Source organism: Pseudomonas koreensis (genome assembly GCF_025447595.1).
Taxonomy (GTDB): domain Bacteria; phylum Pseudomonadota; class Gammaproteobacteria; order Pseudomonadales; family Pseudomonadaceae; genus Aquipseudomonas; species Aquipseudomonas koreensis_H.
Genome location: NZ_JAOEJU010000030.1, coordinates 1 through 24,138 on the forward strand (window position 1 = coordinate 1; position 24,138 = coordinate 24,138).

Below are 24,138 nucleotides of genomic sequence, written 5' to 3' on the forward strand. Positions count from 1 at the left end.
TCCCCATGTGAGAGTAGGTCATCGTCAAGATTAAATTCCGAAACCCCAATTGCGAAAGCAGTTGGGGTTTTGTTTTGCCCGCAGGAAAGTGATCCGACCGTCGTTACAGCAACCATTGGGGAAATCCCTCTGAAATGACCGCTCCGTTTTTGGTATGGTGCAGCTCGTTTTTTAACGGACTGATGTCACGCCCAAGGATCGGCGCTCATTTTTTGTCAAAGAGTGGCTGCAGAAATGCCCGAACCCATCCCTATCAAGGATCACGAGAAAGAGACGCGACTGGTCAACAAACGCTTGATCGCCTGTGCCTTGTTCGTCTTCGCCATCAGTTGCGCCCTGGTTGTGCGCCTGTACATCCTGCAAGTCGTCGAGTTCGACTACCACTCGACTATCTCCGAAAACAACCGCGTCCATGTCCTGCCGATCCCGCCAACACGTGGCCTGATTTACGATCGCAACGGCGTGTTGCTGGCCGATAACCGTCCCAGCTATAACCTGACGATCACAAGAGAACGCGCGACTGACGTCAACCAGGAGCTGGATGAAGTCATCAGCCTTCTGCACCTGCCCGCCGAAGACCGAACAGTCTTCGACAAGGCCATGAAGCAGTCGCGCCACCCGTTTACACCCGTAACGCTGTTCTACGAGCTGACCGAAGAACAGATCGCCGTGCTGGCAGTCAATGAATTCCGCCTGCCGGGCCTGGATGTCGAGCCACAATTCGTTCGTAACTACCCATTGGGTGCGCACTTTGCGCACTCAATCGGCTACGTCGGCCGTATCAACGAAATAGAATCCAAGACCCTCGACTCCGTCGAATACCGCGGCACCCAATCCATCGGCAAGACCGGTATCGAACGCTTTTACGAGCCACAGCTGCACGGCCACGTCGGTTACGAGGAAGTAGAGACCAACGCTCAGGGCCGCGTACTGCGCGTGCTTAAACACACCGATCCGATTCCAGGCAAAAACATCGTCCTGAGCCTCGACGTCAAACTCCAGGAAGCCGCCGAAGCCGCACTGGGCGACCGTCGCGGCTCAGTCGTTGCACTGGACCCATCGACCGGAGAAGTGCTGGCTATGGTCAGCAATCCGAGCTTCGACCCCAACCTGTTCGTGACCGGTATCAGTTCCAAGGAATACTCGGCACTACGTGACTCCATCGACCGCCCACTGTTCAACCGCGTGCTGCGCGGCCTGTACGCACCCGGTTCGACGATCAAACCGGAAGTGGCGATTGCCGGACTCGACGCCGGCGTGGTCACGCCACAAACCCGAGTCTTCGATCCGGGTTACTACCAACTGCCGGACTTCGACCACAAGTACCGCAACTGGAACCACAGCGGCGACGGCTGGGTGGACATGGACGCAGCGATCATGCGCTCCAACGACACCTACTTCTACGACCTGGCGCACAAGCTCGGCATCGATCGCCTGCACGATTACATGGCGATGTTCGGCCTCGGCGAGAAAGTCTCGCTGGACATGTTCGAAGAGTCGCCCGGTCTGATGCCATCCCAGGCCTGGAAGCGCGCCACGCGCCGACAAGCCTGGTTTCCCGGCGAAACCGTGATCCTCGGCATCGGTCAGGGCTACATGCAGGTCACGCCGCTGCAACTGGCTCAAGCCACTGCATTGATTGCCAACAAGGGCATCTGGAACCGTCCGCACCTGGCCAAGACCGTCGACGGTGTGGCTCCGGTGGACGAGCACCCGATGCCGAACATCCTGCTCAAGGATCCGCGAGACTGGGAGCAGGTCAACCACGGTATGCAGATGGTGATGCACGATGCCCGAGGCATCGCACGTGCGGCGGCGGCCGGTGCGCAATACCGCATCGCCGGCAAGAGTGGTACGGCGCAGGTGGTGGCGATCAAGCAGGGCGAGCGCTACAACCGCGAGAAAACCCTCGAACGTCATCGTGACAACGCCTTGTTCGTCGGGTTTGCCCCGGCCGAGCATCCGAAGATCGCGATTTCGGTGATGATCGAAAACGGCGAGGCCGGTGGCCGCGTCGCAGGTCCCGTGGTGCGGCAGATCATGGACGCCTGGCTACTCGACCAGGACGGTCACCTCAAGCCGCAATACGCGGCGCCGACCAAAGCGCCGGGCGACCCTCACGTGTAATCCGCCACAGCTTCACAGCACAGGCTCGCGCAAGCTGAGCATGTGCTGGAAGCTGTCGAGGAACACCATTTCCGCCTGAGTCATCTTCTGCTCGCGATTCCACAGCAGCTGGATATCGAAATCCACCACCCCATCCTCCGGCGGCAAGCGCCACAGCAAACCCTGTTCGACGTCCCGTCGCACCAGGTGAATCGGCAGACAGCCAATTCCGAACCCTGCACAGATCAGGCGGTAAATCTCTTCAAAACTGGTGGAGGAGGCGACGATTTTGCCGGTAAACCCCTGCTGGTCACGAAACAGCGTCAACGGCGAAAGATTGCCGCCAAGCTGATCGCTGGTGAAGCTGACGAAGTTCTCCGCCGCCAGTTGCTCCAGCGTCAGATTCTGCTGCCCGAACAGTCGATGCCGCTGCCCGCAAAAGTACGCATAGCGCTCGCGAAACAGCACTCGTTGTTCCAGCCTCGGCTGCGGTAGACGACACAATCCCACCCCCACCGTAGCGGTCTTTTGCAGCAATGAACTGATGATGTTCGAGCTGCCCATCACCTCGACTTCCAGCTCGATTTTCGGGTGAGTTTCGTGGAAGTCCGCAAGAAACTCATCGTAATGCCGCGCCTGCACGCCACTCACAGTGAGTATGCGAATCTTGCCCACCACGTCGTCATGGCGGTTCTCGACCACGGTGCCCAGACGGGAAATATCGCCGTAGATATCCGCCGCAATCCGCAGGACTTCTTCCCCGGTTTCCGTCAGATCAAAGCGCCGTCCGCTGCGCGCAATCAACACACAATCCAGTTGTTCCTCGAGACGTTTCAACGCCTGGCTGACCGCCGACTGAGTGATGTGCAGTCGCGCAGCGGCGCGGCTCATGCTGCCTTCCTGCCCGATTACCAGATACGTACGCAGCAGGTTCCAGTCCAGCCGGTCGTTGAGAAAACGCCGGCCGACCCAGGGATTAGCGGAAGAAGTCATGTAGTAGACACGCTAATAGTAAAGATAAGTTTTTGAAAATTGACTAATCCTGTCACGGAAGCGATAAAGCCCACAAGCGCCACAGAGCGCGACCGTCAGCCGCCTCGACACCTGCCCAAAACTATAAATACACAGGGTTCTTGCATGCACACCACCGCTCAGCCGCGTCGCGCCGCGGCCGCTGCCTTCATTGGCACGACCATCGAATTCTACGATTTCTACATCTACGCCACCGCCGCCGCACTGGTGCTCGGGCAGGTGTTCTTTCCCAGCAGCGACCCGGTGACCAGCACGCTCGCCGCGTTCGGCAGTTTCGCTGTCGGCTTCATCGCCCGCCCCATGGCCGGGATGGTGTTCGGCCATTTGGGCGATCGTCTCGGTCGCAAGAAAATGCTGCTGGTGACCATGGCACTGATGGGCCTGGCCACTGCGGGTATCGGTCTGCTGCCGAGTTATGCCAGTGTCGGCATCTGGGCGCCCATCGGTCTGATTGTTCTCCGTCTGATTCAGGGCATCTCAGTCGGCGGCGAATGGGGCGGGGCGGTGTTGATGGCCAGTGAGCACGCGCCGGCCAAACGCAAAACCTTCTACGCTTCGTTCGCCCAGCTCGGCAGTCCGGCGGGTTTGCTGTTGGCGTTGATCGCGTTCCGTCTGGTGACGTCGCTGTCGCCGGAAGACTTCCTCGCCTGGGGCTGGCGTTTGCCGTTTCTCGCCAGCGGCGTGCTGATGATGGTCGGTCTGATGATCCGCTCCGGTGTGCATGAATCGCCGGAATTCGCCAAAGCCAAGGACAACAACGAAACCGCGAAATATCCGGTGAAAGACGTGATCCGTCAGTGCTGGCGGCAAATTCTGTTCGCTGCCGCCGCCGTCACCATTGGTTCGGCGGGATTCTTCTTCACCAACACCTTCATGATCACCTACGTCACTCAATATCAAGGCATCCCAAGGGCGACCATTCTCGACTGCCTGTTTCTGGTGACGGTCATTCAATTGCTCTCGCAACCGCTGTCGGCGCTGCTCGCCGAGCGCATTGGCGAAGGGCGATTCCTGATGCTGGTGGCGTTGCTGTGCATGGTCACGCCGTACCCGATGTTCCTGCTGGTCGGCACTCAGAACATCCTGCTGATGACCCTCGGCATCGCTGTCGCGGTGGTGATTCTCTCGGCCTTGTACGCGGTTATCGCCGGATACATGACCCAGGCCTTCCCGGTGCATCTGCGCTACTCGGGGATCTCCATCGCCTACCAATTGAGCTGCGCGTTGGCCGGCGGTACCACGCCGCTGATCGGCACGCTGCTGGCCAGCAAGTTCTCCGGCCAGTGGCTGCCGTTGGCGGTGTTCTTCACGCTGTTGTCGGCCCTGTCTCTGATAGGTGTCTGTGGCCTCGCACGTCTGCGGGCCAACCCGGTCGTCCTTCATACCAACAAAGAGGTGTATTCGTGAGTAAGCCCGCCCACATTGACCCGATCGAATGGCAAGCCCGTTGCGAGCTCGCCGCGCTGTACCGCTTGATCGCGCACTTTCGCATGACCGACCTGATCGACACCCACATCACCCTGCGAATTCCGGGGCCGGAGCATCATTTCCTGATCAACCGCTACGGGGTGATTTTCGACCGCATGCGTGCCTCCGATCTGGTGCGCATCGATCAGGACGGGCGCATCGTCGACCCGGAATACGCAGGGCACAGGGTCAACGCCGCCGGCTTCGTGATCCACTCGGCGATCCACATGGCGCGGCCGGATCTCAACTGCGTGATCCACACCCACACCGCCGCCGGTATGGCTGTCGCCGCGCAGAAACAAGGCCTGTTGCCGATCAGTCAGCACGCGCTGAAGTTCTACGGAAAACTCGCTTATCACACCTACGAAGGCATCGCCTTGTCGCTGGATGAGCGCGAGCGGTTGATCGCTGATCTCGGCCCGCACCGGGCGATGATTCTGCGCAATCACGGCCTGCTGGTCGGCGGTTCCGGCGTAGCCCAGGCATTCCAGGAAATCCACTTTCTGGAGCGTGCCTGCCAGGCGCAAGTGCAGGCACTGGCCGGCGGCTGCGAGCTGCATTTCCCGTCGTCGGAGGTCTGCGCCCACACCGCCGAACAGTTCGACCGAGATGAACAGGACAACATCATCGACCTGGCCTGGGAGGCCGCACTGACCCTGATCGAATCCCAGCGCGAGTCCTATCTGTCATGAACACCGTTGCACTGATGTCCCGCGACTCGCTGTTGCTCAAACAATTGCAGGAAGCGTTTGCCCGCCGCGCGCCGCAGCTTTCGGTGGTGCTGGCCGATGATCCCCGGGCGGTGCATGCACAGATCGCAGCGTGCTGGTTTCCGCTGCCGGGCAGCCTCGCCGCATTGCCCAATCTGCAAGTGATTCACTCGGTCGCCGCCGGCATCGATCATCTGGAGCACGATTCGTCGTGCCCGGACCTGCCGGTGTGCCGGGTGGTCGATCCCGGCCATCGCCAGGGCATGACCGAATACGTGCGCTGGGCGGTGATTCACTACCATCGCGGCTTCGATCAAGTCCTTGAACAACAGCGTCAACAGCATTGGGAGAGGCCGCTGCAACGCCCGGCCCATGAGTTCCGGATCGGTGTGATGGGCCTCGGCTCGCTCGGCAGCGCAATCGCCCAAGATCTGGCAACCGCCGGTTACGACGTACGTGGCTGGGCGCGCAGCAGCAAGTATCTGCCGGGCGTGCAGACCTTCGCCGGCACTGATGCCTTCAATCCATTTCTCGACGGTGTGGAATTGCTGATCAATCTGTTGCCGCTGACTCACGAGACTCGCGGCATCCTCAACCGCCAGACCTTCGAACGATTGGCCAACGGCGCGGCACTGGTCAATGTCGGTCGCGGCGGGCATCTGAACATCGAGGATCTGCAACAGGCGCTGGCCCGTGGAAAACTACGCGGGGCGCTGCTTGATGTCTTCGAACAGGAACCGCTGCCCGCCGATCATCCACTGTGGGAAACCCCAGGCGTGACCATCACCCCGCACATGGCTTCGGCAGCCTCCCACGACTGCATCGCCGAGCAGATCGCCGAGAACTTCCGCCGTCTGAATGCCGGCGAACCGTTGCTAAACAGCTCGGATCGGCTGCTCGGTTACTGATCCGCCAGACAGGCCTGCAAGCGCTCGATGAACAGCGTCTCGGCACGACTCATGCGCTGATCGCGGTTCCACAGCAGATGAATGTCGACATCGGCGATCCCTTCGTGGGGCGGCAGGCGCCAGAGCAATCCAGCCTCGACGTCCGCCGCCACTACGTGCTCCGGCAGGCAACCGATACCGAACCCGGCGATCACCAGTCGCCGCACTTCTTCCAGGCTTGGCGATGACGCGACGATGCGTCCGCTGAAGCCTTGTTGGTCGCGAAAAATCGTCAGTGGCGAGAGCATTCCACCAATCTGGTCACTGGTGAAACTGACGAAATTCTCCCGCTGCAGATCGCCCTCGACGACGTCCTTCCGACCAAATAACGCGTGGTGTTTGCCACAGAAAAACGCATAGCGCTGACGAAGGAACAGACGCTGCTCCAGACGCGGTTGCGGGCGGCGATTGAGGCTCAGGCCGAGGGTCGCGGTTTTCTCCTGAAGCGCGCTGACGATGTCCGAACTGCGCATCACATCGACCTCAAGATCGACCCGTGGATACTGCCGATGAAAAACAGCGAGGAAGTCATCGAATCGTTCGGAAAAGATACGGCTGATGATCAGCAGTCGCACCTTGCCGATCACTTCGTCGGCCGGTTGCTCCAACAGGCTGCTGACCTGGGACATCTGCCCGTAGATCTCGCCGGCCAGTTCGAAGATTTGCTCGCCGACTTCGGTGAGGGCAAAGCGCGGACCGCGTCGGGCAATTAACTGGCGACCCAGTTGTTCCTCCAGACGTTTCAGCGCCTGACTCACCGCCGGTTGGGTCAAGTGCAGACGTGCGGCGGCGCGGCTGATGCTCAGCTCCTGGCCGATCACCCGGAAGGTGCGCAGCAGGTTCCAGTCGAGGCGGTCGTTGAGCAGGCGTTGCACATCACGTTCGGCCATGGCGGCTCTCGATTATAAGGTGAAGTAATACTCGGAATAATAAATAGAAAATTGACTAATCATAGCACCGGGACGATAAATCACCCCACGACAGGCGCCGCCAGAGCGCCTTGGATTTAAGTTTTCCTCCTGCCAAAAAAACAATCAAAGGAGCCCGACCCCATGAAGCCCCACGCTTCGAACCAGCCGCGCCGTGCGGCGGCCGCAGCCTTCATCGGCACCATGATCGAGTGGTACGACTTTTACATCTACGCCACCGCCGCCGCGCTGGTGTTCGGCGCGCTGTTCTTTCCCTCCGACGATCCGCTGTTCAGCACCATGGCGGCGTTCGGCACCTTTGCCGTGGGCTTCTTTGCCCGGCCGTTGGGCGGGATCATTTTCGGTCATATCGGCGACCGCATCGGCCGCAAGAAATCGCTGATCATCACGCTGTTGATGATGGGCGTGGTCACGGTGTGCATCGGTCTGCTGCCGACCTACGCGCAGATCGGCGCGACAGCACCGGTGCTGCTGATTCTGCTGCGTATCGTCCAGGGAATCGCCGTCGGTGGCGAGTGGGGCGGGGCGGTGTTGATGGCCGGCGAGCATGCGCCGAAGGGCCGGCGCAATTTCTTCGCTTCGTTCGCGCAACTGGGCAGCCCGGCGGGTTTGATCCTGTCGCTGCTGGCGTTCAGCGCGGTGACCCGTTTGCCGGAAGAAGATCTGATGAGCTGGGGCTGGCGTCTGCCATTCCTCGCCAGTGCGCTGTTGCTGCTGGTGGGCCTGGCGATTCGCCTGGGCGTGAACGAGTCGCCGGAATTCCTCGCCAGCCGCGAGCAGGCCAGCAAGCAAATCAAGAAAGAACAGGCGCCGGTGATGGAAGTCCTGCGAACCGCATGGCGTCCACTGTTTCTGTGCATCGGCGCCAACACGCTGGGCATCGCCGGGGTGTATTTCACCAACACCTTCATGATCGCCTACACCACTCAGCAACTGGCGCTGCCACGTTCGCTGATTCTTGAATGCCTGTTCTTTGTCGCGCTCATTCAGTTCTGTATCCAGCCGCTGGCTGCGTGGACGGCGGAGAAGATCGGCGCGACGCGTTTCCTGTGCCTGGTGTCGCTGCTGGCGATGGCCTCGCCGTATCCGATGTTTGTACTGGTCAGCTCGGCCCAGGCGCCGCTGATCATCCTTGGCATTGCGCTGGCGGTGGTGTGCATGGCCTCGTTCTACGCGGTGATCGCCGGGTACGTCAGCGGCATGTTCGAGACCCGTGTGCGCTACACCGCGATCTCGCTGGCCTATCAGATCTGCGGCGCGGTGGCCGGTGGATTGACGCCGCTGATCGGCACGATGCTCGCGCACAAGTTCACCGGGCAGTGGTGGCCGATGGCGGTGTTCTACAGCCTGATCGCCGGCATCTCGCTGGTCTGCGTGCTGTCTCTCGCCCGTCGTCACGCCAGTGCCCATCGCGCGGAAATGGCCCGTGCCTAACCCGGAATTTCAGGAGAACCTCATGTTGAAAATCAATGGCGAACGCCTGTGGGCGAGCCTGATGGCCATGGCCGAAATCGGTGCGACAGCCCGAGGCGGCAGCTGCCGTCTGGCATTGAGCGACGAAGACAAGGCCGGTCGCGAACTGTTCGCCCACTGGTGCCGCGAAGCCGGCATGACCCTGAGCGTAGACGCCATCGGCAACCTGTTCGCCCGTCGCGCCGGCACCGATCCGGACGCTGCGCCGGTGATGATGGGTAGCCACCTCGACACCCAGCCCGAAGGCGGGCGTTTCGACGGTGTCTACGGTGTACTCGCCGGGCTGGAAGTGGTGCGTTGCCTCAACGATCTGAACATCCAGACTCGCAAACCGCTGGAAGTGGCGGTGTGGACCAATGAAGAAGGCGCACGCTTCACCCCGGCCATGTTTGGCTCGGCGGTGTTCACCGGAATCATGGATCTGAACGCCGCGCTGGCGGTGCGTGATGTCGATGGCATCAGCGTCGCAGAAGCTTTGCAGCGTACCGGTTACGCCGGTGATCGCCCGTTGGGCGGCAGGGTGGATGCGTATTTTGAAGCGCACATCGAGCAAGGCCCGATCCTCGAAGACAATGCCAAAAGCATCGGCGTGGTCACGGGCGGTCAGGCGATCCGCTGGCTTGATGTGCGCGTGGACGGCATGGCCGCCCACGCCGGCACCACGCCGATGCCGCTGCGCAAGGACGCGCTGTATGGCGCGGCGCGGATGATTCAGGCGATTGAAGGTCTGGCAGCTGATTTTGCCCCCGAAGGCCTGACCACGGTCGGCGAGTTGAGTATCAACAAGTCCTCGCGCAATACCATTCCGGGGCTGGTGAATTTCACCGTCGATCTGCGTCATCACCGCGACGACGCCATCGCTGCCATGGAGCAACAAGTCCGCGCCCGCTTGCAGGCCATTGCCGATGGCCGAGGCCTGAACCTGACGATCACCCCGCACTGGATCAGCCCGGCCACGCCGTTCGACGCCGAATGTGTGGCGGCCGTGCAAGAGGCGGTGAATGCGCTGGGCTACGCTCAGCAGTCGATTGTCAGCGGCGCCGGGCATGACGCGATACATCTCGCGCGCTACTGCCCGACGGCGATGGTGTTCATCCCGTGTGTCGGCGGCCTGAGCCATAACGAAGCCGAAGATGTGCTGCCCGAAGACGTGAAGCAGGGCACCGATGTATTGCTCAACGCCGTGCTGGCCCGCGCCGGTCGAGCTGAATAAACAGGACCTGTGTGGGAGCGAGCTTGCTCGCGATGACGTTCGATCAGTCACCGAAGTTGTTGGATGACCCTCCGCCATCGCGAGCAAGCTCGCTCCCACAGTAGAACACCATGCTGACTGACAGGAGTTCATCCCATGCGCAGCTTTTTCCACCCCGAACAATTGCTCCACCATCCACGCAGCTATTACTCGCGCGGGCAGATGCGCACGCCGCAGGAAGTGCCCGAGCGTGCGCAACGACTGGTGCAGGCCGCCCACGGTTTGGGCTTCAGTGTCGAGCAGCCCGTCGATGCCGGCCTCGCACCGTTGCTGGCGGTGCATGGCGCGCCGTATCTGACGTTCCTTCAGGAAGCGCATGCGCGCTGGAAGGAAATCCCCGAAGACTGGGGCGACGAGGTGATGTCGAACATCTTCGTCCACGAACCCAACGCCTTGCGCGGCATCCTTGCCCAGGCGGCGCGCTATCTGGCGGACGGCAGTTGCCCGGTCGGCGAGCAGACCTGGCGCTCGGCCTACTGGTCGGCGCAAAGCGCAGTGGCCGGGGCTCAGGCGCTGATCGACGGTGAGCCGGCGGCCTACGCCTTGTGCCGTCCGCCGGGGCACCATGCCCGGGCCGAAGCGGCGGGCGGTTTCTGCTACGTGAACAACGCGGCGGTGGCGGCGCAGGTATTGCGCGACAAGTTTGAAAAAGTCGCGGTGCTCGATACCGACATGCACCACGGTCAAGGTATCCAGGAGATTTTCTACGACCGCGATGACGTGCTCTACGTCTCGGTACATGGCGATCCGACCAACTTCTATCCGGGCGTCGCCGGGTTCGCCGACGAACGTGGCAGCGGCGCGGGGGAGGGCTTCAACCTCAACTTGCCGATGGCCCATGGTTCAAGCGAAGCGGATTTCCTCGGGCAACTGGACGTCGCATTGAACGCGGTGCGTGAGTTCGGCGCTGAGGTGCTGGTGCTGTCGCTGGGCTTTGATATCTATGAGCTGGATCCGCAAAGCAAAGTCGCCGTCACCCGCGAAGGCTTTACAGCACTGGGTGAGCGGATTCGCAGCCTGGGCCTGCCATGCCTGATCGTGCAGGAAGGTGGCTATCACCTGGAAAGTCTCGAAGACAATGCTCGGGCATTTTTCGTGAATGCCGAGGTCTGGCAACCCTGATAGTCGAGTTGATTGACCAATCGCTTTCGCGAGCAAGCTCGCTCCCACAGATGACCGATTTGAATTCAGTATTTGTATTCAATGCCAGTCCCTGTGGGAGCGAGCTTGCTCGCGAAGAATGTTGAGCCGATCCACCTGCCGGAACACAAGCGCCCTACGGTGCTTGCCATCGCCCTGACGTTAACGTAAACATTGGCGTCAGGGCGCTGATGTAAAAAAGCGCAAAGCGGACCGCTCCGGAGCGCTTGATGACTCTTATAAAAACAACCGATCCCAAGTCTCACCACGAAGCCCGGCTGGCCCGGGAAAAACTCCATCTCGAAGGGCAGGTCCCGGATGGCGTGTTGCGTGCGGAGATCGATGCTTCGTGGCGGCGCAGTCTGAGCCACGGCGTGCATTTCAATGGCAAGCATGAGCTGGCGCTGGAATCGAGCGCGAGTCTCGATGTGTTGCTGGCGAGCAATCGCTTGCTGATCGATGCGGCGATACCGGCCATCGATTACCTGGCCGAACGTCAGGGCAAGGAAGGCCTGATCATCCTCGCCAATTCCGACGCCACCATCCTTGCGGTGGAGGGGCGCGCTGACCGGCTCAAGGGCAGCGGCCTGCAGGACATCACCCTCGGCGCCTGCTGGAGCGAAGCCGCCCGTGGCACCAACGCCCTCGGCACGGCGCTGGTCGAAGCGCGGCCGACCCTGATCGATTGCGGTGAACATTACCTCGATCGCCTCACGGATTTTTCCTGCACCTCGGTGCCGATCCATTGCCCCCAGGGCGAAATTCTCGGCGTCCTCGACCTGACCCGCGAAGGCCCTCTCGGCCGCGTCCACGACAGCACCGCGCTGCTGAGCATGGCGGTCAGCCAGATCGAGAGCCGCGTGTTCAACAACAGTTTTCCCGATCAGATCGTCCTCGCCTTTCACAGCCGCCGGCAGTATCTGGAATCGCCGTGGCAAGGGCTGCTGGCAGTCAGTCTCGGCGGGCAGATTCTGGCGGTCAGCGCCCAGGCCTGCCAGTTGCTGCGGGCCGAACGCTCGGCGCTGGTCGGACGGCGTTGCGAAGAATTCCTCGGGGTCGATGGCGTGCAATTGCTGACCCGCCTGCAACAAGGCGGCGTCGGCAGTGTGCAGACCGCCAAGGGCGAATTTTTCTACAAGACCCTGCGAGCCCCGGCGCGCTCGGTGAACCTCGGCGGCCCGCCGCGCAGCGTGGGGAAAACCGCCAAGGCGCAACCGGATCTGGAAGCACTGGCCGGAAACAACGCTCGCTATGCCCGCGCTCTGCGCATGGCCCGTCAAGGCCTGGCCAATGAACTGCCGGTGCTGCTGCTCGGCGAAACCGGCACCGGTAAAGAGGTGATAGCCCGCGCCCTGCACCTGGCCGGCAGCCGCAGCGACAAACCGTTTGTGGCCGTGAACTGTGCGGCAATTCCCGAAGGCCTGATCGAGTCGGAACTGTTTGGCTACCGCGAAGGCGCCTTCACCGGTTCGCGCCGTGGCGGGATGATCGGGCGTCTGCAACAGGCTCACGGTGGCACGTTGTTCCTCGATGAGATCGGCGACATGCCACTGGCCCTGCAGGCGCGTTTGCTGCGTGTTCTGCAGGATCGCAAAGTCGCGCCGCTGGGTGCCGGGGAGGAGCAGGACATCGACGTCGCGCTGATCTGCGCCACTCACCGCGACCTCAAACGTCAGGTCGAGGACAAGCAGTTTCGCGAGGACCTTTTCTACCGCGTCAACGGTATCAACGTGATGCTCCCGGCCCTGCGCGAGCGTGAGGACTTCAGCGCGCTGGTCGCTCGGCTGTTGGGCAAGCTCGACGCACCGAACGCCGTGCTGCACGACGATCTCAATCGCCTGCTCGGCGCGTATCACTGGCCGGGCAACATCCGCCAACTGGAAATGGTGCTGCGCACCGCGCTGGCGATGCGCGAACCCGGTGAAACGGTGCTGACCCTTGATCACCTGCCCGACAGCATGCTCGACGAACTCTGCGCCACCGAGAAACCCCAGACCGGCAGCATTCGCAAGAACGAACTGGAGATGATCCGCCAGTCCCTCGATACCCATCAGGGCAATGTCTCGGCTGCCGCCGACGCTCTCGGCATCAGCCGCGCGACCCTGTACCGCAAACTCAAACAGTTGCGTTCGTGATGCAGCGCCTGTTCGTGCGGCTGATCGACAGCCAGAATCCCGCCGCACTGCAAGCGGCGTTGCGTTGGTTGTATGGTTTTGTGCGACCACAGCGGCTGGCGATTGCCGGCCTGCTCGGTCTGTCGGTATGCGCCTCGTTGCTGGTGTTGGTGCAGCCGTGGCTGGTCAAGTTGCTGATCGACGACGGGCTGCTGGCGCGCAATTTCCCGATGCTGGTAATGATCGCGGTGCTGATGATTATCGCCGGGCTGCTCGGCACGGCGTTGTCGGGGATCAACCGCTATCTGCACACGCGCCTGTCCGGGCGGATTCTGTTTGCCCTGCGCGATGACCTTTACCGGCATTTGCAGAAACTGTCGCCAAGCTTCTACGGCCAGCGGCGGATCGGCGATCTGATGTCACGGCTCGACGGTGATGTGGCGGAGATTCAGCGCTTCGCCGTGGACTCGTTGTTCTCGGCGGTATCGAGTGTGATCGGCCTGGTGGTCGCGATCGCGATGCTGTTCACGCTGTCTTGGAAGCTGTCGTTGCTGGCGCTGGTGTTGATCCCGCTCGACGTGCTCTGGCTGCGCTGGATGCGGCGCAAGGTCGAGCGCGATGTGCGGCAGTTGCGCGAGCGTTCGGCGGACATGTCGTCGTTCATGGTCGAGACCCTGCCGGTGATGAAATTCATTCAGTCCGCCGGCCAGCAGCAGCGTGAAGCGCGGCGTCTGGAAAGCCTCGGGCAGGGCTACATGAACCAGTTGCTGCGCCTGCAGGTCACCGAGTTTTTCACCCAGGCTGTGCCCGGTACGTTGACGTCGCTGTCCCGCGCCTGCGCGTTCTTGATCGGCGGTTATTGGGTGGTGCGGGGCACCTGGCAATTGGGTGCGCTGATCGCGTTTTCCACCTATTTGGGGATGGCGGTCGGGCCGGTGCAGAGCCTGTTGGGGCTATACGTGGCGATCCAGCGCATGACCGTCAGCCTTGGTCGGGTCATGGAGTTGCGCGGCGAAGAACCCACGGTGTTTTCACCGGTCACGCCGAAACCGTTTCCGTCTTCGGGCGAGCTGCGTTTTGACGCGGTGCACTTCAGCCATCCGGGCCGACCAAGCACGTTGAGCGGCATCGAAGCGACGATTCCCTACGGTCTGAAAGTTGCCTTGAGCGGCGGTTCCGGCGTCGGCAAGTCGACACTGATCGATCTGCTGCAACGGCATCACGATCCGCAGTCCGGGCGGGTGCTGCTTGGCGAAGTAGATCTGCGTGAACTGGAGCTGTTCGAGCTGCGCCGACACATCGCCGTGGTCAGCCAGGACATCGTGCTGTTTCGCGGCAGCCTCGCCGACAACTTGGCCTACGCGGTACCGGACGCCAGCCGCGAAGCTATCGCCGAGGTCGCACGGCTGGCGCAACTCGACAGCCTGATCGCGTCGCTGCCCGAAGGCCTCGACAGTCCGTTGGGCGAGCGCGGTCAGCAATTGTCCGGCGGGCAGAAACAGCGGATCGCGATTGCCCGGGCGCTGTTGCAGGATCCACTGATTCTGGTGCTCGACGAAGCCACGTCGGCAGTCGACGAAGCCACCGAGCGCGAGGTGATCGAAGCCATCGACCGGTTGTTTGCCGGGCGCACGCGGATCCTCATCAGCCATCGTCCGTCGACCCTGGCCGATGCCGATCTGCGTTTCGAATTGCTCGACGGAGTGCTCATTTCGAAAACGGTGCTGCATGAAGCCTGAGTTGCGGATTGGTGTGGTCGACAGCGGGCACTCGGCGGCGCAACGCCTGCAGGTGGTTGCCGGGCGGCGATTCTCGTTGCTGGAGGACGGGCTGGCCGAGTCGGATCTGCGCGACGACCCACTTGGCCATGGCAGCGCGGTGATCGAAGCGATCAGTCGTCGTGCACCGGCCGCGCAAATCTGCGTGGCTCAGGTGTTCGACCAGCGCGGCGTCACCAGTGCCTTGCAGATTTCTGCAGCCATTGACTGGCTGGTGGCGCAGGACGTGCGGCTGGTCAATCTGAGCCTCGGTCTGCGCCAGGATCGCAGCCTGTTGCGCGAGGCCTGCGCGGCGGCGGTGGCTCGTGATGTGTTGCTGTGTGCGTCGAGTCCGGCGCAGGGCGCGGCGGTGTTTCCGGCGAGTTATCCGCAGGTGCTGCGGGTGACCGGAGATGCCCGTTGCACCGATGAACAATGGTCATGGCTCGACAGTGCGCAGGCGGATTTTGCCGCCTGTGTTCGCGGTACCTATCCGGGGCAGTCAGGGGCCAGCCTGGGGTGTGCAGCGTTGAGCGGGCATATTGCCGGTTATCTGCTGGAGCATCCGCAGGCGAGCAATGCCGAGGTCATCGACTGGCTTAAACAGCACGCTCGTTATCGCAGCCCGGAACGGCGTTTTGGACCATGACTTCGATCCTGATTCTCGGTGCCGGGCCGGCCGGTGCGGCGGTGGCGTTGGGGCTGCGACGACTGGGCTTCGACGTGACGCTGGTCAGCGAGTGGCGGCGGTTTGAGGCGCTCGAAGGCGTGTCGCAACGGGTGTTGGAGGCGTTGCGCGGTGCCGGGTTGAATCACGGGGTGGCGAATGCGACGTTGCCGTCCCAAAGGCAGGTTTCGTGGAACGGCCAGCAACATGCGCAGAACATCGAGTTTCTGCTGGATCGTCCGACCTTTGATCGCGGCTTGCGGGAAGACTTGCGGGTGGCCGGGGTCGAGGTGATTGAAGGGCGAGTCCTGAATGTTCTTTTTTCGCCGGAGGGGCATCGGGTCGAGCTCGATGGTGGTCAGACGCTAACGGCTGATTATCTGGTGGAAGCCCGTGGGCGACAGGCGCCGGCATCTGGCAAAGGTCTGCGAGGGCCGGAGACAGTCAGCCTGCTCAATCGCTGGCAAGGTGCGCCAGGTGTGACGGCCAGCGCGGTGGAAAGCCTTGAAGACGGCTGGGCGTGGATGGCTCGACGGGACGATGGACAGTGTTATTGGCAATGGACGGTGGATGTTGCGAGTGCCGGGTTGCCGGGCAAGGCGCAGTTGCTCGATTACTGTCGCGCTCGGCGTCAGGCTTCGGGTTTTTCTCAAGCGTTTTTTTCCTTAGCGCCTGAAGTCGATCTGCAACTGCACGCTCGCAGCAGCACCGCAATCCTTGCGCCGCAGGTGTGCGGTGATAACTGGATTCGTGTAGGCGATGCAGCGATGGCGGTGGACCCGCTGTCGGGCAACGGGATTTTTCAGTCGCTGTCCTCGGCGTTGCAGGCACCGGTGGTGATCAACACGCTGTTGCGCAAACCCGATCGTGCGGAGCTGGCCCGGCGTTTTCATCGGCAGCGAGTGGAGCAGTTGTTCCTGCGTTTTGCGCGAATCGGCCGGGACTTTTATGCCGATGAACAGCGCTGGCTCGATCGGCCGTTCTGGCAGGCGCGGCGGCAGTGGCCTGATGCTGAAGTGGCCCATGCGGCAGCGGATTTTGCCGCTTTGCGCATTGAGAGGATGCCGGTGTTGCGTGACGGGTTTGTCGATGAAGCCGAGGTGGTGATCACGGCGGATCAGCCGCTGGGGATCTGGCATGTGCAAGGTGTCGAGCTGGCTCCGCTGGTGCGGCGCTTGCGCGATGAGCCGGCGGATCAGGTGTTGGCGGGATTGACGCTTGAGCAGGGGCGGGCGGTTCGCGGGTGGCTGTTGGCCCAGGGTTTCAAACCCTGAGCCATGAACGCAGTCATTACAACTTGATCAACACTGACTTCAGCTCGGTGTAATGCTCGATCGCCGCATACCCCATCTCGCGCCCGACACCGGACATCTTGTAGCCGCCAAACGGCAGCGCCGGGTCCAGCGCGCTGTGACAGTTGACCCACACCGAGCCTGACTTGATCCGCGGAATCATCCGGTGCACCGCCGCCAGATCGTTCGACCAGATGCTCGCGCCCAAACCATAAGGGCTGTCATTGGCCATGCGCAGCGCGTCGGCCTCGTCATCAAATGGAATCGCCACCAGCACCGGCCCGAAGATCTCTTCCTGAACCAGCGAACTCTGTTGATCGACATCGACAATTACCGTCGGCTTGACGAAGAATCCCGGCCCGAACTGCTCGCCGCCGCAGGCGATGGTCGCGCCGCTTTCCCGACCCATTTCGATGTAGTTGTAGACCCGCTCCTGCTGGCGCGCGGAAATCAGCGGGCCCATATCGATGCTTGGATCGAGGCCGTTGCCGAGTTTCATTGCGTTGGCGATGTCGCTGATATCGGCCACCACATTGTCGAAATGCTTGCGCTGCACGTACAGCCTGGATCCTGCGCAGCAGACCTGGCCCTGGTTGAAGAAAATCGCACTGGCAGCTCCCGTCGCAGCGGTTTTCAGGTCGGCGTCGGCCATGACGATGGTCGGTGATTTGCCGCCCAGTTCCAGGGTGACCCGGGTCATCGAATCCATGGCGATCTTGCCGATCTGCTTGCCGACGGCGGTGGAGCCGGTGAAGGTCAGCTTGTCGACCAACGGGTTGTGAGTGAGGGCAGAACCGGCCGTGATGCCGGTGCCGGTGACCACGTTGAACACGCCTTCCGGATAACCCGCCTCTAGCACCAGTTCCGCCAGTTTCAGCGCGGTCAGCGGGGTTTCGTCAGCCGGTTTGAGCACCACGGTGCAACCGGTGGCCAGCGCCGGGCCGAGTTTCCAGCAGGCCAGCAGCAACGGAAAGTTCCAGGCGACGATGGCGCCGACCACGCCGACTGCTTCGCGGCGAATGAAACTGTGGAACTGATCGCCGGGCATCAGCGGCAACGAAACGTCGACGCTGGAACCTTCGATCTTGGTCGCCCAGCCAGCCATGTAGCGCAGGAAGTCGGTGGCCAGTTGCACGTCCATCACCTGCGCCACCGCCGCGCTCTTGCCGTTGTTCAGGCATTCCAGTTGCGCCAGCAGCTCGGCGTCGCGCTGCATCAGGTCAGCGAGCTTCCACAACAGGTTCTGCCGCTCGCGCGGGCGGGTGCGGCTCCAGGTTGAATCATCAAAGGCTTGCCGGGCGGCGAGCACCGCGCGGTCGACATCTTCCGGGGTGGCGCGAGGCACCACGCACAGCACTTCACCGGTGGCCGGGTTGTGCAGCGGCATGGTCTGGCCGTCGGCGGCTTCGACCCAGTCGCCGCCGATCAGCATGCGTGGCGGGCGCTGGATGAAGGCCGAAGTGGCAGGGAGCAGATAGGGCAGGGGCATGGCGAAACCTCTTGTTGTTCGATGGGATCGAGAGGGGCTTTCGCAATGGTTGTGCCAAATGCTCGAAGGTGGCGTACAGCCCCGTTGCATGGGCTGGCGGAGGAAGAATTTAAGTGCTAACCGGCGTGAATTTGTCTCAAAACGCGACACCCATTGAGAAGCAAGATACGCGTCCTACAAAGCCAATGCCGCTGTGGCGGGGCCTGGGCGAAATCGGGCCGTTTCAGGTGTAGGAAAAGCCGCGCGTCTGACAGTTTTTACTGACTGGTGGAGGCATGAAGTACGAGCTAAGTTGCTTTGTGTATAGGGTTTTCCTGCCATGGATTTGGCGGGTCAGTGTCTTCACAAGGATGTCGATGAACAACTTAACCATTCGATGGCTAACCAATTTCATGATAGGCGTGGGGACTGGATTTCTGGTGACGGGGTTTGCGGCGCTGTTGATCGGCGATCTGACCGATGTGGATACGATTCGGGCAGGTGCCTTGATGGCTACCAGCAGTATTTTCTTGATCGCCACTTCTTTCGCAGTTGCCATGCTTGAGGATAAATCATGACGGCTTTAATTCTGTGTCTTTGGTCATTGGCCTTTAGTTTGCTGATCACGTATGCGTTTTACCGGGAGCGTCGAATTCAAGCTGCCCGGCGCGATTCCGGTTCATTGGCAGCGAAGGCCTACGCGCAAGGTGAATGCTCGATGGTTTGCGAGTTTTGTGGGCGTTACAAGGTTCACCCGGACAACTCTGTTCGCTAGGCGCGGGTCAACAACCAATACAAGAGCCCCGTCATTGGCGGGGCTTGTTTTCGTGTGGGTTCGGCAGGCGTCACTCTCCTGGAGGTTTTTCATGGGGGATGCTGTCAGCTCCGGGTCATCTGTCGCGCGATGCAATGTCGCTGACGCCGCAACAACTATGCTTGTCTCAGACTGCAACAGTTGTCGCGAAATTGGACGCCGGCAAGCACCGCCGACACCGCCACTTCGCCTTGATCTTCACGTAACTGCTTGATTGAAAAGCTTATCGGCAAGCTGGCACGCTCCGTGTATTGCTCACAGCAGACGTTTCGCTTGCCTCCGTTCGTGCAGCGCCACGAACGGCAGAAACCATAAAAACGATAAGCCACAACAATAAGAAAGCACCGTGCGAGGTTCGACGTTGATGAAGAGAAAACTCCGATCAGGCATGAGCGCCAGCCTGCTGGCCGTGGCCGCTTGCGTGGCCCTGCATTCGCCGTACAGCCTGGCGGCCCGCGATGCCCAGACCATCCTCAAGGAAACCTGTCAGGGCTGTCATACCCCTGAAGCGGGCGAGCAGTTGAGCCGCATCAGCCACCAGCGCAAGACCCCGGAAGGCTGGCTGATGAGCATCGCCCGGATGCAGACCATGCACGGTTTGCAGATCAGCGATGACGATCGTCGCACGCTGGTCAAATACCTCGCCGACACCCAGGGCTTGGCGCCCAGCGAAACCGACGGCGTGCGTTACGCGCTGGAACGGCGGTTGAACACCATCGAGCAGTTCGACGAGAAAACCGCGCAGATGTGTGGCCGCTGCCACTCCGGTGCGCGGGTCGCTCTGCAACGGCGTCCGGCTCAGGAGTGGGAACGTCTGGTGAACTTCCACCTCGGCCAATGGCCGTCGCTGGAGTATCAGGCGCTGGCCCGTGATCGTGACTGGTTCGATATCGCCCGCAAGGAAATGGTCCCGCTGTTGGCCAAGCGTTATCCGCTCGACAACCCGGCGTGGCAGACCTGGGTCAAAACCGCACCGAAAGCCGAAGCTTTGGTCGGCGACTGGAGTTTCAGCGGCCACCTGCCGGGCAAGGGTGAACTGGCCGGCACCATGAGCGTCACCGCCGATGGCAGTGACACCTTCAAGGTCGCCGTCAAAGGTCATTACGCCGATGGCAGCCCGTTTAACGGCGACGGCAGCGCGATTCTCTACAGCGGTTACGAGTGGCGCGGCAACGTGACCGTCGATGGCGTGACCATGCGGCAGGTGTTCGCTGCACAAGGCAACGCCATGCAGGGCCGGATGTTCGAGGCCGAGCACGATGAGCGTGGTCTGGACTTCGTCGCTGCCAAACAGGGTTCGCAGCGCTTGCTGGCGGTACAGCCGGGTTATGTGAAGGCGGGCAGCGAAACCGAAGTGACCCTGATCGGCAGCGGTCTGAGCGGCAAGCCGAACTTCGGCAAAGGCGTGGACGTGGTCGAAGTGGTCGAACAGAGCGCCGACCGGATCAAGGTCAAAGTCAAAGCGGCAGCCAATGCCCAGCCGGGCCTGCGCGCGGTCAGCGTCGGCAGCCTGAAAGGCCCGAGTCTGTCGGTGTACAGCAAGATTGCTTCGGTCAAAGTGGTGCCGGAATTCTCGGTGGCACGAATCGGCGAGGGTGGCGGTTCGACGCCGAAAGTCCAGGGCCGCTTCGACGCCGAAGCCTGGGGCAAGAGTGCCGACGGCAAGCCTTATCGCATCGGCGTGTTCCCGGCGCAATGGAAAGTCGAAGCCTTCGACGAGCGCGCCAAAGAGGATGAGGACGTCAAGTTCGCCGGCACCATGCAGGCCGACGCGGGCGTGTTCACCCCGGGCGATGCCGGGCCGAATCCGGCGCGCAAGATGTCCACCAACAATGCCGGCAACCTCAAGGTGATCGCCGCCGTCGACGACGCAGGGAAATCCCTCACCGGCGAAGGCCACCTGATCGTCACCGTGCAGCGCTGGAACAACCCACCCATTCCATGAGTTGTCCTGGACCTCAGCGATTCAGACACTTTTCGGAATGATCGCAAGTCCCGCCAAACGGGGCTTGCACAGGAGGTTTGCAATGGGCGCTATCTTGAATCTGGTCGAACGCAACCTGCACGAAGTGCACGTCGACGCCGACCGTATGCTGTTTCATATCCCCAGCAGTTCGCTGTTTGCCAGCGATGAACTGACCGGCACCATCATCGATGCGTTGCGCGGCCCTGGCTGCTCCTCGGAAGACCTGATCCAGCGCCTCGGCGCGCGGTTCAACGGCGAGGAAATCAACGAGACCCTGCGCGAGCTGATTTCGCTGGAGCTGGTCAGCGACGGCTCGCCGCTGACGCCGGACATCGCGGTCAAACGCGTCGAGCGCACGGCGATCAACACCGTGGTGCTCAACGTCAACACCGGCTGCAATCTGAGCTGCACCTACTGCTACAAGGAAGACCTCGACAAGCCGTCCGCGGGCAAGAAGATGGATGTCGAAACCGCCATCGCCTCGGTGGAAATGCTGTTGCGTGAATCCCCCGACGAAGAACGTTTCACCGTGGTGTTTTTCGGTGGCGAGCCGCTGAGCAACCGCAAGCTGATCGAGTACATGGTCGATTATTGCGAGAAGCGATTTGCCGAGGCCGGCAAGTTTGTCGAATTCGTGATGACCACCAATGCCACGCTGCTTACCGAAGAAACCGTGGACTACCTGAATGCCCACCGCTTCGGGCTGTCAGTGAGCATCGACGGGCCGAAAACCGTGCACGACCGTAACCGCATCACCGTGGGCGGGCAGGGCACCTATGACGTGGTGCGGCGCAAGGCCGAAATGCTGCTGTCGCGCTACAACAGCCGCCCGGTCGGAGCGCGGGTGACACTGACTACCGGCGTCACCGACGTTGAAACCATCTGGGATCACCTGTTTAACGAACTGGGATTTGCCGAGGTTGGATTTGCTCCGGTAACGTCCGGCGATATCAGCAGCTTCAATCTGACCAACGACGAGTTGATCGAAGTCTTTGCCAGCATGAAACGCCTCGGTCGGCGTTATCTGGAAGCCGCGCTGGAGCACCGCAACATTGGGTTCTCCAACCTGCATCAGTTGATCACCGACATTCACGAAGGCCACAAAAAGGCCCTGCCGTGCGGTGCCGGGCTGAAGATGCTGGCGGTCGATCACAAGGGCGAACTGAACCTGTGCCATCGCTTCACCGGCTCGTCGCTGCCGACCTTTGGCAATGTTCATAGCGGCGTTAAGCAGGTTGAGTTGAACGACTTCCTGTCCCAGCGCCTGGATCGCACCAACACCGGTTGCCATGACTGTCAGATCCGCAACCTGTGCTCGGGCGGTTGCTATCACGAGAGCTACGCCCGCTACGGCGACCCGGCGCACCCGACTTATCACTACTGCGAACTGATGCGTGACTGGGTCGACTTCGGCATCGAGGTCTACACCCGGATCATGGCCAACAACCCTGCGTTCATCAGCAGCTACATCACTCCGCGCAAGGCTCACTGATATGAAACATCTCAAGGCAATCAATAACAAAGCGTTGAAGCTGGATCAGGCCGCGGACGAGAACCGCATCGAAGAGGTGGTGGCGATGAGCTCCGTCGCGGGCTGCGCCTCGACCACCGACCCGGGTTGGGAAATCGATGCGTTCGGCGGGGTTTCGTCGCTGTGCCAGCCGATGGAAGCTGACCTCTACGGCTGCTCCGATCCGTGCTGGTGGCCGGCCCAGGTGCCGGACATGATGAGCACCTACCCGGACTGGAACAAGGATGCCCAGGCGTCCAACGACAACTGGCGCAACCTCGGCACTGTCTTTCCGAAAGACAAGTGATCCCTAAGAAGAAGGATTCCAGCATGCCTAGCCTCAACAAAGCCTGCGGCCTTGCCGCACTCGCGGTTCTGAGCACCTGTTCGCTCCCGGTTCTGGCCGATGAAAACACCGCGCTGCAAGACGGTCACGAGTACATGTTGACCACCAACTACCCGAACAACCTGCACGTCATCGATCTGGCGACCGACAGCCTGTACAAGACCTGCAGGATGCCCGACGCCTTTGGCCCCGGCACTGTGCAGCTTTCGCCGGATCGCAAGACAGCGTACGTGCTGAACAACCATTATGCCGATGTCTACGGTGTCGAACTGGACACCTGCAAGCAGGTGTTCCACGCCAGCATCACCCAGCAGCCGGGGGAAAAGGCGCGGTCGATGTTCGCATTCACCGTCAGCCATGACGGCAAGGAGTTGTACACCATCGCCAACCCGACCCAGATGCTCAACGACCGCTACGAGGTCAAACAACCGCGTCTGGACGTATACGCCACCGATGCCGGAATGAATGCCAAACCGGTGCGCAGCTTCCCGGCGCCACGACAGTTGACGATCATGCAGAGCGGCGATGACGGCACGTTGTATGTGGCTGGCGCCGATGTGTACAAGGTCGATGTGAAGAGCGGCAAGTTCGACGTGCTGATCCCCAGCCGTCACTGGAAGCGCCCGAACTACAGCGCGCCGGACGTGCTTTACGTGTGGAACCAGCAGACTTATCGGCATGACTTTTCGCTGCTGTACACCGCCGCCAAGTTCAAGGACAAGAAGCAGGATCCGGCCACCGCTGAATACCTGTACGGTTTGTTCAGCGTCGACCTGAAAACCGGCAAGACCGAGACCACCGATTTCGGCCCGCTAACCGAGATCTACTTCAGCGGCATGCGCTCGCCGAAGGATCCGAACCTGATGTTCGGCGTGCTCAATCGTCTGGCCAAGTACGACATCAAGCAGAAGAAGCTGATTCAGGCGGCGACGCTGGATCATTCCTACTACTGCATTTCGTTCAACAAGGAAGGGAGCAAGATCTATCTGGCCGGGACCTTCAACGACGTGGCGATCTTTGATGCCGAAACCATGAAACAGACTGGCAGCATCAAGTTGCCGGGTGGGGACATGGCGATAACCACGGCGCAAATTTTCGTCCGTTGATTGCCGGCGTCAGGGATGACGCCATCGCGAGCAAGCTCGCTC

The 24,138-nt window shown here is 61.3% G+C and carries 19 protein-coding genes; 16 read left to right on the forward strand and 3 right to left on the reverse strand.

The features are described 5' to 3' along the window. Positions 1 to 234 precede the first annotated feature (234 nt). The gene (mrdA, locus tag N8H71_RS25900) at positions 235 to 2,127 is read left to right on the forward strand and encodes a penicillin-binding protein 2 (protein ID WP_262196170.1); all 1,893 of its coding nucleotides are present in this window, start codon (positions 235 to 237) and stop codon (positions 2,125 to 2,127) included. A 12-nt stretch (positions 2,128 to 2,139) separates the two neighbouring features. Here mrdA and N8H71_RS25905 read toward each other — a convergent pair whose 3' ends face one another. Next, positions 2,140 to 3,099, reverse strand: a complete 960-nt coding sequence (locus N8H71_RS25905; RefSeq protein WP_262196171.1) for a LysR family transcriptional regulator — start codon at positions 3,097 to 3,099, stop codon at positions 2,140 to 2,142. 144 nt (positions 3,100 to 3,243) lie between these two features. Here N8H71_RS25905 and N8H71_RS25910 point away from each other — a divergent pair, with 144 nt between their 5' ends. Genes N8H71_RS25910 through N8H71_RS25920 form a run of 3 tightly spaced genes read left to right on the forward strand, consistent with a single transcriptional unit; the run spans position 3,244 to position 6,223 of the window. After that, positions 3,244 to 4,545: an MFS transporter gene (locus N8H71_RS25910; RefSeq protein ID WP_262196172.1), complete on the forward strand. Its 1,302-nt coding sequence runs from the start codon at positions 3,244 to 3,246 to the stop codon at positions 4,543 to 4,545. Next, positions 4,542 to 5,297 (forward strand): class II aldolase/adducin family protein, encoded by a 756-nt coding sequence (locus N8H71_RS25915; RefSeq protein WP_262196173.1) that lies wholly within the window; start codon positions 4,542 to 4,544, stop codon positions 5,295 to 5,297. Before N8H71_RS25910 ends, N8H71_RS25915 begins: the two co-directional genes overlap by 4 nt. Then, a complete protein-coding gene (locus N8H71_RS25920; protein WP_262196174.1) occupies positions 5,294 to 6,223 on the forward strand; it encodes a 2-hydroxyacid dehydrogenase in 930 nt (309 codons plus the stop codon). The genes N8H71_RS25915 and N8H71_RS25920 overlap by 4 nt, the downstream gene beginning before the upstream one ends. On the opposite strand, the gene N8H71_RS25925 is transcribed toward N8H71_RS25920, so the two are convergent. After that, positions 6,217 to 7,152: a LysR family transcriptional regulator gene (locus N8H71_RS25925; RefSeq protein ID WP_262196175.1), complete on the reverse strand. Its 936-nt coding sequence runs from the start codon at positions 7,150 to 7,152 to the stop codon at positions 6,217 to 6,219. The two genes, N8H71_RS25920 and N8H71_RS25925, sit on opposite strands and share 7 nt — an antisense overlap. Positions 7,153 to 7,314: 162 nt before the next feature. Here N8H71_RS25925 and N8H71_RS25930 point away from each other — a divergent pair, with 162 nt between their 5' ends. The 7 genes from N8H71_RS25930 (at position 7,315) to qhpG (ending at position 16,868) form a co-directional block, all read left to right on the forward strand. Then, positions 7,315 to 8,625: an MFS transporter gene (locus N8H71_RS25930; RefSeq protein ID WP_262196176.1), complete on the forward strand. Its 1,311-nt coding sequence runs from the start codon at positions 7,315 to 7,317 to the stop codon at positions 8,623 to 8,625. Between the two features lie 22 nt (positions 8,626 to 8,647). Further along, the gene (locus N8H71_RS25935; protein WP_262196177.1) at positions 8,648 to 9,877 is read left to right on the forward strand and encodes a Zn-dependent hydrolase; all 1,230 of its coding nucleotides are present in this window, start codon (positions 8,648 to 8,650) and stop codon (positions 9,875 to 9,877) included. A gap of 135 nt (positions 9,878 to 10,012) precedes the next feature. Continuing rightward, entirely contained in the window at positions 10,013 to 11,038 is a 1,026-nt protein-coding gene (locus N8H71_RS25940) for a histone deacetylase family protein (RefSeq protein ID WP_262196178.1), read from the forward strand. A 248-nt stretch (positions 11,039 to 11,286) separates the two neighbouring features. Continuing rightward, complete coding sequence (locus N8H71_RS25945; protein ID WP_262196179.1) at positions 11,287 to 13,191, forward strand: sigma-54-dependent Fis family transcriptional regulator; 1,905 nt, start codon at positions 11,287 to 11,289, stop codon at positions 13,189 to 13,191. Next, entirely contained in the window at positions 13,191 to 14,909 is a 1,719-nt protein-coding gene (locus tag N8H71_RS25950) for an ABC transporter ATP-binding protein (protein WP_262196180.1), read from the forward strand. Before N8H71_RS25945 ends, N8H71_RS25950 begins: the two co-directional genes overlap by 1 nt. Further along, positions 14,899 to 15,576 carry a subtilisin-like serine protease QhpE gene (gene qhpE / locus N8H71_RS25955; protein ID WP_262196181.1) on the forward strand — a complete coding sequence of 226 codons (678 nt, stop codon included), beginning with the start codon at positions 14,899 to 14,901 and terminating at the stop codon, positions 15,574 to 15,576. The genes N8H71_RS25950 and qhpE overlap by 11 nt, the downstream gene beginning before the upstream one ends. Then, on the forward strand, positions 15,573 to 16,868 hold the full coding sequence (gene qhpG / locus N8H71_RS25960) for a flavin-dependent monooxygenase QhpG (RefSeq protein ID WP_262196182.1): 1,296 nt from the start codon (positions 15,573 to 15,575) through the stop codon (positions 16,866 to 16,868). The genes qhpE and qhpG overlap by 4 nt, the downstream gene beginning before the upstream one ends. Positions 16,869 to 16,884: 16 nt before the next feature. Here qhpG and N8H71_RS25965 read toward each other — a convergent pair whose 3' ends face one another. Further along, complete coding sequence (locus tag N8H71_RS25965) at positions 16,885 to 18,375, reverse strand: aldehyde dehydrogenase family protein (RefSeq protein ID WP_262196183.1); 1,491 nt, start codon at positions 18,373 to 18,375, stop codon at positions 16,885 to 16,887. Positions 18,376 to 18,731: 356 nt separating this feature from the next. On the opposite strand from N8H71_RS25965, the gene N8H71_RS25970 reads away from it, so the two are divergent. The 5 genes from N8H71_RS25970 (at position 18,732) to peaD (ending at position 24,096) form a co-directional block, all read left to right on the forward strand. Continuing rightward, positions 18,732 to 18,932 (forward strand): hypothetical protein, encoded by a 201-nt coding sequence (locus tag N8H71_RS25970; protein ID WP_085686895.1) that lies wholly within the window; start codon positions 18,732 to 18,734, stop codon positions 18,930 to 18,932. A 600-nt stretch (positions 18,933 to 19,532) separates the two neighbouring features. Continuing rightward, complete coding sequence (gene peaA, locus N8H71_RS25975) at positions 19,533 to 21,113, forward strand: quinohemoprotein amine dehydrogenase subunit alpha (protein ID WP_262196184.1); 1,581 nt, start codon at positions 19,533 to 19,535, stop codon at positions 21,111 to 21,113. A gap of 82 nt (positions 21,114 to 21,195) precedes the next feature. Further along, positions 21,196 to 22,626: a quinohemoprotein amine dehydrogenase maturation protein gene (peaB, locus tag N8H71_RS25980; RefSeq protein ID WP_262196185.1), complete on the forward strand. Its 1,431-nt coding sequence runs from the start codon at positions 21,196 to 21,198 to the stop codon at positions 22,624 to 22,626. Between the two features lies 1 nt (position 22,627). Further along, a complete protein-coding gene (qhpC, locus tag N8H71_RS25985) occupies positions 22,628 to 22,951 on the forward strand; it encodes a quinohemoprotein amine dehydrogenase subunit gamma (protein WP_008016081.1) in 324 nt (107 codons plus the stop codon). A gap of 23 nt (positions 22,952 to 22,974) precedes the next feature. Further along, a complete protein-coding gene (gene peaD, locus N8H71_RS25990; RefSeq protein ID WP_262196186.1) occupies positions 22,975 to 24,096 on the forward strand; it encodes a quinohemoprotein amine dehydrogenase subunit beta in 1,122 nt (373 codons plus the stop codon). Positions 24,097 to 24,138 lie beyond the last annotated feature (42 nt).